Genomic DNA, 15,777 nt, shown 5'->3' on the forward strand with positions numbered 1-15,777 from the left:
AACCCTTGCCGAAAGGCCTTCCATGGTGAAACGGGATGCATCCTGCCCCCGTTAAGTGCAATAAACTTTCTATTTATGTGATGCCGGATCCAGTATAGGCCGCTAATATCGGGCTTTCAATAAAAATATATTAGCAGGCTAATTACTGTACGATAACATCAGTGAAATAATTCTATGCATGCGACGACTCCGTCGTCAGGCAGGCGGTATGACGCTGCATGAGGTATCCAATCCCGGCCAGCGCAATCGAGGCCAGCATCACGCTGGTGGTGGTCAGCAGCGGAGTGGCGATCAGCGCGGAAACCAGCAAACTGGTCAGGAAGCACAGGCCGAGCTGCAGGGTGTTCTGCAGCGCCGCGGCGCGGCCGGTGGCCTGCGGGAACGGCTTCAGCGCCTGGGCGACGACGATCGGGTAAATACCGCCGTTAACAATCGCCATGACGCAGAAGGGCACCATCAGCGCAACAATTGATACATCCGCCAGTCGGCCAACCAGCCAGGTGGCCGCGACGCTGACGGCGAAAATCACCAGCAGCCACGGGAGCAGCTGATTTCCCTGCCATTTTTGTAGCGCCGCGCGACAGCCATAGCCGCCAACTAAAAAGGCGATGGTCTGCGGGACATAGCTCAGGCCAATGGCGGTGGGGCCATAGCCCATCTCGTGCAGAATAAACGGTGAGCCGGTCAGCCAGGCGAAAAAGCTGGCGGAGCAGGCGGCGTAAATCAGTACATTACCGCTGTACTCGCGGGAGCGCAGCAGGGCAAGGAAGGTCAGCTTTTGCGCAGTGGCGCCGGGCTGCCTGTTCGCCGGTTTAAGCCGCAGGGCCGGCAGCATCAGCAGCACCGCGATAGCGAACAGGGTGGCGAAAATCGCCTGCCATTCGAGGTGCGTGAGTAACCAGCTGCCGAGCAGCGGCGCCAGCGCCGGAGATAAGCCCACTAGCGGCATAATGGTGGCAAAAATGCGGTTAGTGCGCTGGGCAGGGTAATAGTCGGTGACCATCGCCTGCCAGGTCACCGCCGCCGCGCAGACGCCGATGGCCTGAATAAAGCGCAGGACCAGCATCAGCGTGGCGTCACGCACCCACAGCATCCCGAGGCAGCTGATAGCGAAAATCGCCAGCCCGGACAGCAGAACCGGTTTGCGGCCGTAGCGGTCGGAAACCGGCCCCCAGAACAGCTGGCCGAGGGCGAAGCCGGCGAGGAATAAGCTCAAGCTGGCGCTCACCGATGCCGCTGAGGTATTCAGATCTTGTTGAATAGCTGAAAAAGCCGGCAGGTACATATCGGTGGCGAGGAAACCCAGCACGCTGAGTCCCGCCAGCCACACTAAAAATCCTTTCCCAGGTTGTTGCATAACATTCTCTTATAGATGCGGTCTGATGCCGCAGAGTGTAGGGAGTGCATAATGGCTTGTGAAACGCTAATATTTGCTACATGCATTCAAAAATTTTGCAGGCAGAATATGTGGTCCGAATACTCACTCGAAGTCGTTGATGCTGTTGCCCGCAACGGTAGCTTTAGCGCAGCGGCGCAGGAGCTGCATCGCGTACCTTCAGCAGTCAGCTACACCGTACGCCAGCTCGAAGAGTGGCTGAAGGTCCCCCTTTTCGAACGTCGCCATCGCGATGTTGAACTCACCCCGGCCGGGATCTGGTTTTTACAGGAAGGGCGTTCTGTTATCAAAAAAATGCAGATCACCCGCCGGCAGTGTCAGCAGATTGCCAACGGCTGGCGCGGGCAGCTGTCGATCGCCGTCGATGACATTGTTAAACCGGCGCGTATGCGGCAGATGATCGTCGATTTTTATCGCCACTTTCCCGATGTCGAACTGATTGTTTTTCAGGAGGTGTTTAACGGCGTCTGGGACGCGCTGGCCGACGGACGCGTGGAACTGGCGATTGGTGCGACCCGCTCGATTCCGGTGGGCGGGCGCTACGCCTTTCGCGATATGGGGATGCTAAGCTGGCACTGCGTGGTGGCGAGCCATCATCCGCTGGCGCAGATGACGGGCCCGTTGAGCGATGATATGTTGCGCAACTGGCCGTCGCTGGTGAGGGAAGATACCTCCCGCTCGTTGCCGAAACGCACAACCTGGCTACTGGACAATCAGAAAAGGGTGGTGGTACCCGACTGGGAATCGTCGGCGACCTGCCTGTCGGCGGGACTCTGCGTCGGGATGGTGCCGACGCACTTTGCCCGTCCGTGGATCGACCGCGGCGAATGGACCGCGCTGGCGCTGGAAAATCCGTTCCCGGACGCGGCGTGCTGCCTGACCTGGCAGCAAAGCGATACTTCGCCGGCGCTCGCGTGGCTGCTGGATTATCTGGGCGACAGTGAAACGTTGAACCGCGAGTGGCTGCGGGCGCCGGAGTAACCGGCGCCGTGGGGAAGGTTAGCGGCGGTAGTCGACGAACGGGCCGTCAACGACCGAGCGGCGTTCCACCAGACGCGGGTGAACCTCGATCGACTGCGACTCTTCGCGCTTGTTGACGATACGATCCATCAGCATGTTGAAGGCGGCTTCGCCGAGAGAATCTTTCGGCTGATGAATGGTGGTCAATGCCGGGCTGAAATAGCGGGCGTTGCGCACGTTATCATACCCGATCAGCGAAATATCCTGCGGCACGCGCAGGCCCATTTCGTCCGCCGCGCAGATGGCGCCCATCGCCATGATGTCGCCGCCGCAGAATACCGCCGTCGGACGGTGCTGCTGGCTGAGGATCTGCTGCATCGCCCGGTAGCCGGATTCCGGTTCGAAATCTCCCTGAACAATCCAGCTTTCCGGAACGGAAATCTGCGCTTCTTTCATGGCTTGCATAAAGCCGGCCAGCCGTCCGGCACCGGTATTACGCTCCAGCGGGCCGGGGATCACGCCAATTTCACGGTGGCCGCGTTCGACCAGGTAGCGGCCAGCCATATAGCCGCCCTCGAAGGCGTTATCGATGACCGAATCGGTAAAGTCGGCCTTCGCTTCACCCCAGTCCATCACCACCATCGGAATGTGGCGGTACTCTTCCAGCATGCTCAATACCGATTCCGGGTATTCCGAGCACATCACCAGCAGGCCGTCGACGCGCTTTTGCGCCATCATCGACAGGTAGGCCTGCTGCTTTTCAAGATCGTTCCACGCATTGCCCAGAATCAGGGTATAGCCTTTCTGGAAGCAGCTTTTCTCTACGGCTTCGATAATCTCAGCGAAATAGGCCGCTTCGCTGCTGGTGGCCAGCAGGCCGATAGATTTGGTGTGATTAACCTTCAGACTGCGCGCAACCGCACTGGGGGAGTAGTGCAGCTCTTTGATCGCCGCCCAGACCGCGTTGCGGGTTTCTTCAGCAACGAAGCGGGTTTTGTTAATCACATGTGAAACTGTTGTAGTGGAAACGTTTGCGCGCTTCGCTACATCTTTAATTGTTGCCATTACTTCTCACTCCAGACCTTGACCTGATCGTCTGATTATCGGTACGTAAACGTTTGCCTATACACACCCTGAGTACAATGTTCAACATTGCATCACGTCGGGAAAACGACACAGAACGACAGGAAGGGGTCAATGGCCGATACGCTTTCAAATTAGCGTGGGATTTTGTCCGATCTTGCGGCAAAGGGGAAGAGCAAAAATGTGCATCACCCTAAATCTCAGAAGATTTTTACGCTATATTGTGCAAAAATGAGCAAGCTCACTTTTCATGTGGGGATAACAGGGGGAAAAATTGATGGATACAGATTTGAAGTTTTCGCTGACCACAACGATTATTGTTCTGGGTCTCATTGTTGCCGCCGGGCTGACGGCGGTACTGCACTGATTTTGCCGGGGGAGAGCGCTCTTTCCCCCAACGTCCCGCCATTATTATCAATTTTGCAAAAATCTTTTGCCATTCCGTTTACTTTTGTTTTTCTGTGATTGATGTCATGCTTTTGACTTCTGATGAGATGCCGTCGCTGAGGACGGTCTGCTGGAGTCATTGAATGAAAATCAACTTTCCCCTGTTAGCGCTGGCGATCGGCGCGTTTGGTATTGGTACGACGGAGTTTTCCCCGATGGGGCTGCTGCCGGTCATTGCCAAAGGTGTCGACGTCTCTATTCCGGCTGCGGGAATGCTGATCAGCGCGTATGCGATTGGCGTGATGGTCGGCGCGCCGCTGATGACCTTACTGCTCTCCCATCGCGCGCGCAGAAATGCGCTGATTTTCCTGATGGCGATCTTTACTCTCGGCAACGTCCTCTCCTCAATGGCGCCGGATTACACGACCTTGCTGATCTCGCGCATTATCACCAGCCTTAATCACGGCGCTTTCTTTGGCCTGGGGTCGGTGGTTGCGGCGAGCGTAGTGCCAAAACACAAGCAGGCCAGCGCGGTGGCGACGATGTTTATGGGGTTGACCATCGCCAATATTGGCGGCGTTCCGGCGGCAACCTGGCTGGGTGAAACCATCGGCTGGCGGATGTCGTTTCTCGCTACCGCGGGCCTCGGTCTGGTGGCGATGGCCAGCCTGTGGTTCTCTCTGCCAAAAGGCAGCGCCGGCGAGCGGCCGAATGTTAAACAGGAGCTCACCGTGCTGATGCGTCCGCAGGTGCTTTCCGCGCTGCTGACCACGGTGCTGGGGGCCGGGGCCATGTTTACCCTCTATACCTATATTTCGCCGGTGCTGCATACCATTACGCATGCGTCGCCGCTGTTCGTCACCGCGATGCTGGTGCTGATTGGCGTCGGCTTCTCGCTGGGCAACTACCTGGGCGGTAAGTTTGCCGACCGTTCCGTTTCCGGCACGCTGAAAGGCTTTCTGCTGCTGCTGATGGTTATCATGCTGGCGATTCCGCTGCTGGCGCAAACCCAGGTGGGGGCGGCGATTAGCATGGTGGTGTGGGGAGCGGCGACCTTTGCCGTTGTACCGCCGCTGCAAATGCGCGTGATGCGCGTCGCTCATGAAGCGCCGGGGCTCTCTTCTTCGGTGAATATCGGGGCGTTTAACCTCGGCAATGCGCTGGGTGCGGCTGCCGGTGGGGCGGTGATTTCCGGTGGGCTGGGCTATGCCTTTGTCCCGGTGATGGGGGCGATTATTGCCGGCGTGGCGCTGCTGCTGGTGCTGTTCGGCGGCCGCTCGCAGCCTGAAGAGGCGTTTGCCGGGCAGTAACCGGGGATACGCAGAAGGGGCAACCCTTCTGCGTAGGCGATTTATGCCGCCAGATTGGCCGCCACAAACGTCCAGTTTACCAGCGCCCAGAAGTGCGCCAGATACTCAGGGCGGGCGTTACGGTAGTCGATGTAATAAGCGTGTTCCCAGACATCCACGGTCAGCAGCGGCGTAGCCTCGCCGGTCAGCGGCGTGCCCGCATTGCTGGTGGAGACAATACTCAGGCTGCCATCGGCATTTTTTACCAGCCATGTCCAGCCGGCGCCAAAGTTCTTCGCTGCCGCATCGCTAAATTGCGCTTTGAAATCGGCAAAGCTGCCGAAAGATTTGGCAATGGCTGCCGCCAGTTCACCTTCCGGCTCACCGCCGGCATTCGGCGCCAGGCAGTTCCAGTAAAACGTGTGGTTCCAGACCTGAGCGGCGTTGTTAAAGACGCCACCTTCTGAAGTACGCACGATCTGTTCTAAAGATTGGCCTTCAAACGCGGTGCCTGTGATCAGGTTATTGAGGTTAGTGACATAGGCCTGGTGATGTTTACCATAGTGGTATTCCAGGGTTTCGGCGGAAATGTGCGGCGCGAGGGCGTCTTTTGCATATGGTAATGCAGGTAATTCGAACGACATTGTTACTCTCCTTATAACTTCTTGTTTTCTTCTCACATTTAAAGGATGTATGACCATCCGGATACAGCGTGTACTGCGCTTCGCCGCGGCGAGTGCGACAGCTTTTTATTGTGACAAGGATGCTAACACTTGCCGATGGTAGTGAAAAGCCTTACTCCGATAAAGGTTATATTGAACAGGTCAGACGGAGGAAACCAGAGGCAGGTCGCGCTGGAAGGAAGGGCATCTGCGGCGCGTACATCGCTTAACGGCGGTGAAATATAGCTTTTTTTTTCAGGAGCGGTCTGTTTTGCCGGCGGCGGGTTCGCGCCAGATAGCCTGCCGCAGGCGCGGCAGGAGAGGCTTAGCGAATGGTTTTCGGCGTCATCACGCGGCGGGCGCCGACATAGTGGCGAACCCAGTAATCTTCGCTTAACGAGGTTATCTGAATATCGCGACCGGTGCGCGGCGACTGAATAAATTTGCCGTTGCCGACGTAGACGCCAACGTGGTCAGCGGTGCCGCGGCCACGGGTGCGAAAGAAGACGAGATCGCCGCTTTGCAGTTCGCCGCGATCCACCGGGCGGGCATCGCGCAGGTGATACATTTCATTAGCCGTGCGCGGGATGCGAATTTTCACCAGATCTTTATAGGCGTAGTACACCAGGCCGCTGCAATCGAAGCCGGTTCGCGGCGAGGTTCCGCCCCAGCGATACGGTTTGCCAATCTGATCCATCAGCTTCGACATCGCCGTGCTCTGCGCTTTTTGCACGCGGGCCTTATGCGCATCCGCCAGCGTCAGCGGCTGTTCTTCGGTCACGGTAACGGTTTTACAGCGCTTTTTGTATCCTTTACGCGCCACGCACTGCGTCTGGACGCTGGCCATCACCTGGGCCGACTCGGCGCCCGATTTGAGCGGCTTCGCACACTGCTTTTTATAGCCTTTACGCAGGACGCATTTTTTCGTACCGCCGGCGGCCTGACGGTTCAGCGCCGTTTGGCTGGATGCGGTCGTGCGGGTGGGGTGTCGGGTGCGGGAGGCCGTAGTGGCTTGTTTACTTGAGGTTTTGGCTGTGGATTTTGTTTTCTGACCGCTGGCTTTCTTTTTACGTTCGGTGGTGCCTTTCGCCTGATGTCCTTTTGGCGTAGCGGAGGTGTGCGTATGCCCTGAAGCATGCGCCAGTGGTGTAAATAAGATAGATGCAAACAGTAATGCACAGAGCGATATCGCGATTTTGTTTAGCTGCGCCACTGAGCAATCCCCTGATTAATGACAGATATGTGGCCATACCTGACGGTGAATGACAAAACCCAACGATTCTAAAGCATAAAAACCCGGAAAGTTAATACTCTTTTGTATCTAAAGTGTCGTTTGATTAACAATTGCAAAAAATTATCTCAGACATTAAGCACCTTGTACGCGAAATGTACAGCGATAACGCTTTTCGCGCCACAAAGTGATATTTATAAGGCAACTTCTGGGCACAGAAGATAAAATATAACGAGTGAAAAAAATGTTATTATCTGTCCTGCGTTCAGGACGCTACAATGACAAATTACTGCCGTATAGAAGTTAAGGAAGCATGACAATGAGCACGACTGTAGAAAAAATCCAACGTCAAATCGCTGAAAACCCGATCCTGCTGTACATGAAAGGGTCTCCGAAACTGCCAAGCTGCGGTTTTTCCGCCCAGGCCGTACAGGCCCTGTCCGCTTGCGGCGAGCGTTTTGCCTACGTTGACATCCTGCAGAACCCGGATATCCGCGCGGAACTGCCGAAATATGCGAACTGGCCGACCTTCCCGCAGCTGTGGGTAGATGGTGAGCTGGTTGGCGGTTGCGACATCGTGATTGAAATGTATCAGCGCGGCGAGCTGCAGCAGCTGATCAAAGAAACGGCCGCTAAGCACAAGACTGACGAGCCGAAAGCGGAGTAATTCTGCTGTCTGTAAAAAAGCGACTTCCGGTGAAGTCGCTTTTTTTATCTCTTATTCCTCTGTCGCCAGCGGCAATGGCCAGCCGCCAAGACGTTTCCAGCGATTCACTATCTCGCAAAACAGCTGAGCCGTCTGTTCGGTATCGTACAATGCGGAGTGTGCCTGGGTGCCATCAAACGCCATGCCGGCCGCCAGGCAGGCTTTGGACAGCACGGTCTGACCGAGCGCCAGCCCGCTAAGCGCCGCGGTGTCAAAGGTCACGAAAGGGTGGAACGGATTACGTTTCAGACCCGCACGTTCGGCCGCGGCCATCGTAAAGGTGAGATCGAAGGTAGCATTGTGAGCGACCATAATGGCGCGATTGCAATTGTGGTCCTTAATCCCCTTGCGGACTCGTTTAAAAATGGCGTGCAGGGCGTCGTATTCGCTCACCGCGCCGCGCTCAGGGTCGTGCGGATTGATGCCGTTGAATGCCAGCGCTTCAGGCTGCAGATTGGCACCTTCGAAAGGTTCAACATGAAAATGCAATGTCTCGTCCGGCATCAACCAGCCTTGCTCATCCATTTTCAACGTAATGGCGGCTATCTCAAGCAGGGCGTCGGTTTTGGCATTAAACCCGGCGGTTTCGACATCAATCACCACGGGGTAAAAACCGCGAAAACGGTCGCACAGACCATTAAGTTGAACGTTCTCGGACATCTGATTCTCTTAACTGGAAAAAAGTAGCGCGCATTATGGCAAATTTTGCCGCGCCTTGCAGCAGGAAGGGGCGAAAACAGCGGGCGCCAACCGACGCCCGCAGCCGGTTAGTGGCCGAGACCTTTACCGGCGTCTTTCTCTTCAATCAGTTCGATTTTGTAACCGTCCGGATCTTCAACGAAAGCGATAACCGTGGTGCCGCCCTTAACCGGGCCCGCTTCACGGGTGACGTTGCCGCCGTTCTGGCGAATACGCTCGCAGGCTTCAGCTGCATTATCCACGCTCAGTGCGATATGGCCGTATGCGCTACCGAGATCGTATTGATCCACGCCCCAGTTGTAGGTCAGTTCGATAACGGCGGTATCGCTCTCTTCGCCGTAACCTACGAAGGCCAGCGAGTATTTGTATTCGGTGTTTTCGCTGGTACGCAGCAGCTTCATGCCCAGCACGTTAGTGTAAAACTCGATGGAACGTTGCAGGTCGCCAACGCGCAGCATGGTGTGAAGTAAGCGCATATTTTTTATACTCCTTTTGTACAGCCACCGATCGGAGGCCGTCAGTGCAAATAGTCAGAATAGTACGGGAAACGGGCAAGGCGTTTCCCGTACCGCAGCACTATAACCTAAAAAGGCCGTCTTTTCAGGCGGCCCTGACGATCTTGCCCGGCACCTCGCCGCAAATCGCTGCCGTCAGCGGGTGTCGCCGCTCGTCATCCCGACAGATTACGATTTTTTTAAGTCAATGCGCAGAATGCGCTCTTTCGCCCCTGCAACAAACACATCCGGATCCCAGTCACGATTGAATCCCTCTTTGATACCGACGTAGAGGGTGTCCATATCCGCTGACAGCACCATCTGGTTTGGATAAACCGGCACACGGAATTCGCGGCTGACGGTATAGGTCCCGGCATCGACGACGCTGAGGGTGCCGCTGGTGAAGTTGGTCACATACAGTTCGTTATATTTTGGGTTAAAGCGCACCGCGTTGGCCCCGACGCCGGTGTGGACGTAGCCGAGCTGCTTACCATCGCGGAGATCAAATATATACAGCCCGTCATGCGGCCCGCTGCGGTCGTCATGGTCGAAGGCCACGACAAAAATCCTGCCGGAAGCCGGGTCTACGGCTAAATTTTGCGCGCTGGCGAGCCGGGGTTGCGGCGCGTTCAGGGGGATGGTGCGCAGCAGACGGTGCGTTTTCGCATCGATCTCGTTGACGTAATCCTGGCCGCCGACGTAGATTTTCTGCGTTTTTTCATCCAGCGTCAGGCCGTATGCCGTCCCTTTGTAGGCATCTTTCACCTCGCCCCTGAGGGCCAGCGTCGTGCCGTCCAGCATCAGCAGTTTATGCAGCGGTTTCATGCCCTGCGGCGTCCTCAGCATATTGCTGTAGCTGACGAACAGCATATTGGCGTCATGACTGTAGACCATATGGCGCAGGTGCTCGAAGCGGGAATCAGCCGCATCAGCGGTATGAAAGCTTAATTTCTCGCTGGTGTTGATGAGTTTGTCGGTGAGGGTATCGAGCTGGCTGATCCGCAATGAAGCCGATTGGGTGTGCCCGACGTAAAGCCGGTGCTGCTGCTGATTCATCGCCAGCGAAAACGCGCGATAGGGCATCGGGTGGCGGCTATCGATATGCAGCGAGTCGGGATTAAACGTATAGAGATAGCCCCTGTTCGCGGCGCGGTTGACCCGGTCGGTGACGGCGGCGAAGACCTTCTGCTGGGTATTATCGAAGGCCAGTTCATAGATCCCCTCATCGGCATCCTGCAGATAGTTTGTTTTCAGCGCGAAGCGTGAAGCTTCACGCTGCGGCGGATCGATGGCGAAGGTCACGGTCGGGAACAGGGCGGCGAGCAAGAGGCCGGCCAGGGGTTTAGCAACATTGAAGCGCTTCATTGTTATGCTCCTGATTGGAATAATGTGTTAAACGGCTGATTCAGAACTGAACCTCGCCGCCGAAGACCCAGGTCCGGCCCCGCGCGGTGGTGTTTATCGAGGTGCCTTCTTTGGCATTATCGAGGCTTTGGTTCATCCGGTTGAGCGCTTCGGCGTAATCACGATTGGTGACGTTCTGGACGCTTAAACGCAGCAGTATGTTGTCGGTCATCTGCCAGCTACTGTAGAGGTCGACGATGGTTGGGATATTGGGCATGCTCTCTTTCGGGACGGTGTTGGTGTCGTTGTTGATCCCCCCGGTACTCAGACGTTTCGTTTTGCCGGTGAATTTCACCAGGCTGCCGGCGGTGAGCTTGCGGTCGAAAAGACGCCCGCCGATATCCAGGGTGGCGTAGCTCGAGGGCAGGTCGCTCAGATCGCTGTAGGCAAAGCTGTAAACCGTGCTGGCGATCGAGGTGGGCTGATCGGTCTGCTGTTTGCTCCAGGAGAGGTTTGCGTAGGCGAATCCAAGATCGTATCCGGCCTCAATTTCGTAGCCTTTGCTGGTGACCGGCGAAGGGGTGTTGATATAGATGTTAGCGTTGAAGCTTTCTGAGACATCGTCGATATCCTGACAGAGCCGGCCGCTGCTGCAGAGGAAAAAGGATTCGCTGGTGATGTAATTCTTGATGCGGGAGCGGTAGGTCAGCGCTTTTAAGTGGAGGCTGTCCTGGGCGAACAGCAGCCCCTGCTGATTGATGTTAAATCCCGCTTCCCAGGTTTGCGCCTTTTCAGGCTTGAGGAACGGGTTCATTGAGGCGCCGCCTTCGTTAGCGAAAAACACCTCCTGGACGTTAGGCGCGCGCGAAGAGCGGCTCCAACTGATGAATGGCTGCAGCCACGGCGTTACCTGCGCGGAGAAGGTTGCCGAAGGGTTAACGGCGCGGTCATCGAGGTGCAGGGTGCTCTCACCCTGGGGGAAACACTTCTCATTGTCTGCGCAGGCGGGTTTGAAACCTTCAACCAGGCTGCGGGTGTAATTGAGAGTGAGATCTAACGTATAAATATCCTGGCTTAGCGTCAGGGTGGAATATAGGGCGGAGATCTGCTGTTTCCCGGCCGGTGCAAAAGCGTTGCTGTCAGTCCGGGTATTCTGAATAAAGCGGCGGGTATAGCGGGTATCCATCCATTTCCCTCCGAGCTGGAAAACCGAATACAGGTCGTCGGTGATTTTAAATCGGCTGGTATTACTGATGTCGAAGGCGTTAGATTTATTGGTGAGCGAGGAGTTGTTGAAATTATACAGCGATCCCGGCTTATAGGCCTGATTGCCCCGGCTGGTGCTGGCCAGCAGGTTAATTTCCACTCGTTCATCCAGCGGGGCGTAGTGATAACGCAGGTAATAATCATCGCTGGTAATGTCGCGGCGGGTAAATGCGTTGCGGTAATTTCTGCCGGAGAGTTCGAGTTTATTAAACTGGTCGGCATTGAAGTTCACTTTATACAGCTGAGAGCGTGGTTCCTGGCGCAGATATTTATTATCTTCAGCAATAAAGTCTTCGCTGCTGCGCCCGCCGCCATTTTTATAGGTCGCATAGGTTCGTGAACCGCTGATGCCCACCAGCGCCCCAAGGCCGCCGCCGTTGGCAAAACTCCCGGTCTTACCGGCCACCGCCACCATGCCGGTGCGTCCAAGACCGTTATCGCCCACCGAGAAGCGCGAGAGCAGGCCCGTCTGGCGTCCTTCCTTCAGCACATCATCAATACCAATGGTGCGCATATTGGCGCTCCCCGCCAGCGCGTTGACCCCTTGCGCGCCTGCGCTGCTGCCGCGCGCCACATCGACCCCGGCGAGAAAGTTCGGGTCGAGCGGTACGCCCGCCGCGGTGTTGGCCCCGCCGTGGTAGTTTGCCGGCGCCATACCGAAGTAGGTCTGCGTAACCCCGTCCACCATGGTATTGACCCGCCCCAGTCCGTTCATGCCGCGAATGTTCACGCTGATCGCACCCTGCAAGGGGTCGATTTGCGTGTAGGTGCCCGCCATGCTGCGCAGCGACGCATCCAGACTCTGCAAATTCTTATTTAGCGTACGCGAGCTATAGGCCCCGGGGCGGGTATAGCTCTCTTCAGAGGAGCCGACCGGGTTGTTATCTGCCAGCGGGTTGTCGGTAATGGTGAGCGGCGAAAAAACCGATTCCCCCTCATTTTCCGCGGCAAAAGCATGGCCGTGCATAATAAGCAGCCCGGTCATGAGTCCTCTGACTATTTGTGATTTTTCCATAATCAATTCCTGTTAGGTATTTTTTTAAACGCACAAAATGAGCGTATTTATCCGCCGGCCTGAGAGTTCCGGTCGGTGCTAAATCGCGCATAATAAAAAATGCGACGGCGGACCTGGCGTCATAGCGCGGTCAGCTTCTGTCTTTTAAAAAATAAATTTAGTGACGGTTAAAAATTATATTAAGGATGAACCGTTAAATATTTACCGAATAAAAATGGGACCTTGGCTATCGGTTTAACAGGTCAAATTCTATCGGTAGCGTGACCTGATGAATGCCGTTTTTTAATATTTCTTTTGGCGGCGGCGGGAGCGGCCGCGCATTTTGCAGGGCGGTTAACGCCGCTCTGTCCAGAGAAAGGGTACCCGACGAGACGACCAGCTGTGAGCTAAGTAACTCGCCGCGTTCATTTACCCTGAAGGTGATTTTCGCCGTTCCGCTGCGCTGACGGCGGCGCGCGTCATCAGGATAATTACGCATTTTGTTGATCTTGCCCTTCACCAACGACTGCCAGCTTATTTTGCTCTCGCTGATGCGCGAAGCATCGGTATCCAGCGGCGCGGCATTACGCTGGGTGAGCGCCGGCTGCACCGGCGGCGCGGCCATGCTGGTGGTCGTCGCATTGCCAGGCTCTGCCCGCTGTTCGCGATGGGATTTTTTCCGTAGCTCGGCGGCTTTTTTATTCTGTCGTTCCGGCCTGGACGCGGCCAGCTTGAGTTCAGCGTCGGGATGGGCAAGGAGCTTCGGCAGCGCCTTGTCATGTGCGGTCTCCTGCTCCGTCATCTGCTCGACTTTGCGCTGTTGACTGACGCCTGGCGACAGTTCGGGTCTGATGAATGAGACTTCCAGTTCCGCGGCGTATTCCATCATCACGGCGGCAGGCGGTGATTCGGCTGGCCGGAGTGAAAAATGGATGATGAATGGCAAGATCAGCGCAGCGTGGAACAGCACGCTGGCGGCGGAACCTCCGAGCCACGGTGAACGAGGCGGGGTGAAGGGGGCGATCGTATTGCCGTTCATTTTGTCGCCGCAACTGACCAGATGTAGTCAGCCTGTTTTGCCGTCAGCGTGGTCGCGGTGGTAGTCAGCATCACCACCACCGGCTCCGGCGCCTGTAAATCGGCCAGATGCAGCGGTACGCCAACGTCTTTCGCCGCGTGGTAACCGCCGGCGATCAGCAGGGCCGGGCGCGGCGCGCGGGAGAGTTGCTCGGCCATAAAGCGGTCGCGATGCTGTTGAATCGCCACCATGGCATTGACCTGTTGATCGTTGATTTGGCCATCGTGCATCAGATAGATAATGGCCGCCAGGGATTGCCGGACCTGCGGACGAGAAGTGCGTTCTCCGGGGGGAAAGGTTGGGTTTTTATAAAGCTCGCCGACCTGCTGGCGGCTGATATTCGCGGCAAGCAGCGGATACGGGCCTTTCAGCGCCGTCATCACCACGTCACGGTACAGGTCCCATGGCCAGCCGCTGTTCCAGCGCATCGCTGCGGCGGCGCGGGTCGCGCTGACCGGGGAGCCCGACGCCGCGGCCTGTTTAACCTGAGTGACCGCATCCTGCTGGCCGCTATCGATCATTTCCATCAGCACGCTGCCCTGGCGGCGGGAGAGGGGCAGGTTTTGCAGCAGCCACTGTTCAATGGCGTGATGGCGCACGTTGGTGTGCTCTTCACCGACGATGACCAGCGGCGCGCTGTCGAGGCGGGTAAGCAGCTGTGCTGATGTCAGCGTTTTACCGGTGTGGGCATCCAGGATACAGGCGCATTCCACGCCAGCAGCGGCCGTAGCGGCGGAAGTGGGCGTGGCAGCGTTCTGGCAGCCAGACAGAGCAAAAACGCTGCTGATAAGCAGAGATTTGAAAAAATATTCCGTATTAAACATAAATATCCGTTTGTATTTCTTTAGCTGTAGTTTTTTATGCTAAAAAGTGCGGCTGGATTATATGTGGTAATGATAATGATTATCAAGATCATTCTCATTTATGGTGATAATCAGGCAGGTGGATTTGCGCAACTGCAGTGAAAAAAGCGTACGCGGCTTGCGCAATGCCGGGCGGGGGAAGCCGAAGAGGAGCGAGGATAGCGGCGGAGCCCCGCCGCTAACAACAAAAGAATTACAAGGTCGGGTAGTCGGTATAGCCTTCCGCGCCGCCGCCGTAGAAACTCTCCGGACGCTGCGGGTTCAGCGCGGCTTTATGCTGCAGGCGGGCCACCAGGTCAGGGTTGGCGATAAAGTCACGACCAAAGGCCACTGCGTCGATTAACCCTTTGTTAATCAGGTCGTTGGCTTTTTCAACCGTGTATGCACCAGCACCGATAATGGCGCCAGGGAAACGCGCCCGGACTTTCTGACGGAACGCCTCACTGTACGGCTGGCCGCCCGCCCAGTCCGGCTCGGACATGTGCAGATAGGCAATACCTCGTTTCGCCAGCTCTTCAATCAGATACAGCGCATCGGCCTCCTCATTCGGACCGTTATCGACATTCTGGAAGCTGCCGATTGGCGAGACGCGGATACCGATGCGATCGGCGCTCCACTCTTTGCTGACCGCATCCACCACTTCCAGCACCAGGCGCGCACGATTTTCCACGCTGCCGCCGTACTGGTCGGTACGATGGTTAGACGTCGGGGAGAGGAACTGATGCAGGAGATAGCCGTGCGCGGAGTGCAGCTCCACGAGGTCGAAACCGGCATCACGCGCGTTACCTACCGCCTGGCGGAAATCATCGACGATACCCGGGATTTCATCCAGCTCCAGGGCGCGCGGCATTGAGGTATCGGCGCGCACGGCGTGGCCGTTTTCATCACGCAGAGAGGTGCGGGTACCGGCGCTGATAGCAGACGGCGCCACCGGGGCCTGGCCGCCAGGCTGCAGACTGCTGTGCGAGATCCGCCCGGTATGCCACAGCTGGACGGCGATGCGGCCATCTTCTGCGTGAACGCCAGCGGTAATTTTCTGCCATGCGGCGATCTGTTCCGGGCTGTGCAGACCCGGGGCGCCGGCGTAGCCTTTAGCCTGGGCGGAAATCTGCGTCGCTTCGGAGATGATCAGCCCGGAGCTGGCACGTTGACGGTAGTACTCCGCCATCAGCGGGGTGGGGATGTCGCCCGGTTCGATGCTGCGCAGACGCGTCAACGGAGCCATAAACACACGGTTAGGCACGGTTATCGCGCCCACTTTCAACGGGGTAAACAGTTTTGCTTCGGACATAGTGACTCCTGAGTAGACCGGTCGTCTTGTGATT

At 56.6% G+C, this 15,777-nt stretch carries 15 protein-coding genes; 4 read left to right on the plus strand and 11 right to left on the minus strand.

The window, feature by feature from the left end; all coding sequences use genetic code 11:
- Positions 1–172: 172 nt before the first annotated feature.
- Positions 173–1,357: a purine nucleoside transporter PunC gene (gene punC, locus EDF73_RS19865; RefSeq protein WP_132730773.1), complete on the minus strand. Its 1,185-nt coding sequence runs from the start codon at positions 1,355–1,357 to the stop codon at positions 173–175.
- A 108-nt stretch (positions 1,358–1,465) separates the two neighbouring features.
- Between punC and punR the strand changes: the two genes are divergently transcribed.
- A complete protein-coding gene (punR, locus tag EDF73_RS19870; protein ID WP_132730774.1) occupies positions 1,466–2,377 on the plus strand; it encodes a DNA-binding transcriptional activator PunR in 912 nt (303 codons plus the stop codon).
- Between the two features lie 18 nt (positions 2,378–2,395).
- Here punR and purR read toward each other — a convergent pair whose 3' ends face one another.
- On the minus strand, positions 2,396–3,421 hold the full coding sequence (purR, locus tag EDF73_RS19875) for an HTH-type transcriptional repressor PurR (RefSeq protein ID WP_132730775.1): 1,026 nt from the start codon (positions 3,419–3,421) through the stop codon (positions 2,396–2,398).
- A 295-nt stretch (positions 3,422–3,716) separates the two neighbouring features.
- Between purR and EDF73_RS19880 the strand changes: the two genes are divergently transcribed.
- Positions 3,717–3,806 carry a YnhF family membrane protein gene (locus EDF73_RS19880; protein WP_004862736.1) on the plus strand — a complete coding sequence of 30 codons (90 nt, stop codon included), beginning with the start codon at positions 3,717–3,719 and terminating at the stop codon, positions 3,804–3,806.
- A 163-nt stretch (positions 3,807–3,969) separates the two neighbouring features.
- Positions 3,970–5,136, plus strand: coding sequence for an MFS transporter (locus EDF73_RS19885; protein WP_132730776.1), 1,167 nt, complete (start codon positions 3,970–3,972; stop codon positions 5,134–5,136).
- Between the two features lie 41 nt (positions 5,137–5,177).
- Here EDF73_RS19885 and sodB read toward each other — a convergent pair whose 3' ends face one another.
- Together sodB and EDF73_RS19895 are read right to left on the minus strand one after the other, a co-directional pair.
- Positions 5,178–5,759 (minus strand): superoxide dismutase [Fe], encoded by a 582-nt coding sequence (gene sodB / locus EDF73_RS19890; RefSeq protein WP_132730777.1) that lies wholly within the window; start codon positions 5,757–5,759, stop codon positions 5,178–5,180.
- A gap of 343 nt (positions 5,760–6,102) precedes the next feature.
- Entirely contained in the window at positions 6,103–6,990 is an 888-nt protein-coding gene (locus tag EDF73_RS19895; protein WP_132730778.1) for a C40 family peptidase, read from the minus strand.
- A gap of 337 nt (positions 6,991–7,327) precedes the next feature.
- Between EDF73_RS19895 and grxD the strand changes: the two genes are divergently transcribed.
- Positions 7,328–7,675: a monothiol glutaredoxin 4 gene (gene grxD / locus EDF73_RS19900; protein ID WP_132730779.1), complete on the plus strand. Its 348-nt coding sequence runs from the start codon at positions 7,328–7,330 to the stop codon at positions 7,673–7,675.
- A 51-nt stretch (positions 7,676–7,726) separates the two neighbouring features.
- Here the strand turns inward: grxD and rnt are convergent, their stop codons facing one another.
- The 7 genes from rnt to EDF73_RS19935 form a co-directional block, all read right to left on the minus strand.
- Positions 7,727–8,374: a ribonuclease T gene (rnt, locus tag EDF73_RS19905; RefSeq protein ID WP_132730780.1), complete on the minus strand. Its 648-nt coding sequence runs from the start codon at positions 8,372–8,374 to the stop codon at positions 7,727–7,729.
- Between the two features lie 107 nt (positions 8,375–8,481).
- Positions 8,482–8,889 (minus strand): lactoylglutathione lyase, encoded by a 408-nt coding sequence (gloA, locus tag EDF73_RS19910; protein WP_132730781.1) that lies wholly within the window; start codon positions 8,887–8,889, stop codon positions 8,482–8,484.
- Between the two features lie 207 nt (positions 8,890–9,096).
- Positions 9,097–10,272: a TieB gene (locus EDF73_RS19915; protein WP_132730782.1), complete on the minus strand. Its 1,176-nt coding sequence runs from the start codon at positions 10,270–10,272 to the stop codon at positions 9,097–9,099.
- Positions 10,273–10,312: 40 nt separating this feature from the next.
- Complete coding sequence (locus EDF73_RS19920) at positions 10,313–12,532, minus strand: TonB-dependent receptor (protein WP_132730783.1); 2,220 nt, start codon at positions 12,530–12,532, stop codon at positions 10,313–10,315.
- A gap of 226 nt (positions 12,533–12,758) precedes the next feature.
- The gene (locus tag EDF73_RS19925) at positions 12,759–13,550 is read right to left on the minus strand and encodes an energy transducer TonB (protein ID WP_243655241.1); all 792 of its coding nucleotides are present in this window, start codon (positions 13,548–13,550) and stop codon (positions 12,759–12,761) included.
- Positions 13,547–14,413 (minus strand): ChaN family lipoprotein, encoded by an 867-nt coding sequence (locus tag EDF73_RS19930; RefSeq protein WP_132730784.1) that lies wholly within the window; start codon positions 14,411–14,413, stop codon positions 13,547–13,549. The genes EDF73_RS19925 and EDF73_RS19930 overlap by 4 nt, the downstream gene beginning before the upstream one ends.
- A 232-nt stretch (positions 14,414–14,645) precedes the next feature.
- Complete coding sequence (locus EDF73_RS19935) at positions 14,646–15,743, minus strand: alkene reductase (protein WP_132730785.1); 1,098 nt, start codon at positions 15,741–15,743, stop codon at positions 14,646–14,648.
- Positions 15,744–15,777 lie beyond the last annotated feature (34 nt).

The sequence above is a fragment of the Klebsiella sp. BIGb0138 genome (assembly GCF_004342285.1).
In the GTDB taxonomy this organism is placed as follows: domain Bacteria; phylum Pseudomonadota; class Gammaproteobacteria; order Enterobacterales; family Enterobacteriaceae; genus Klebsiella.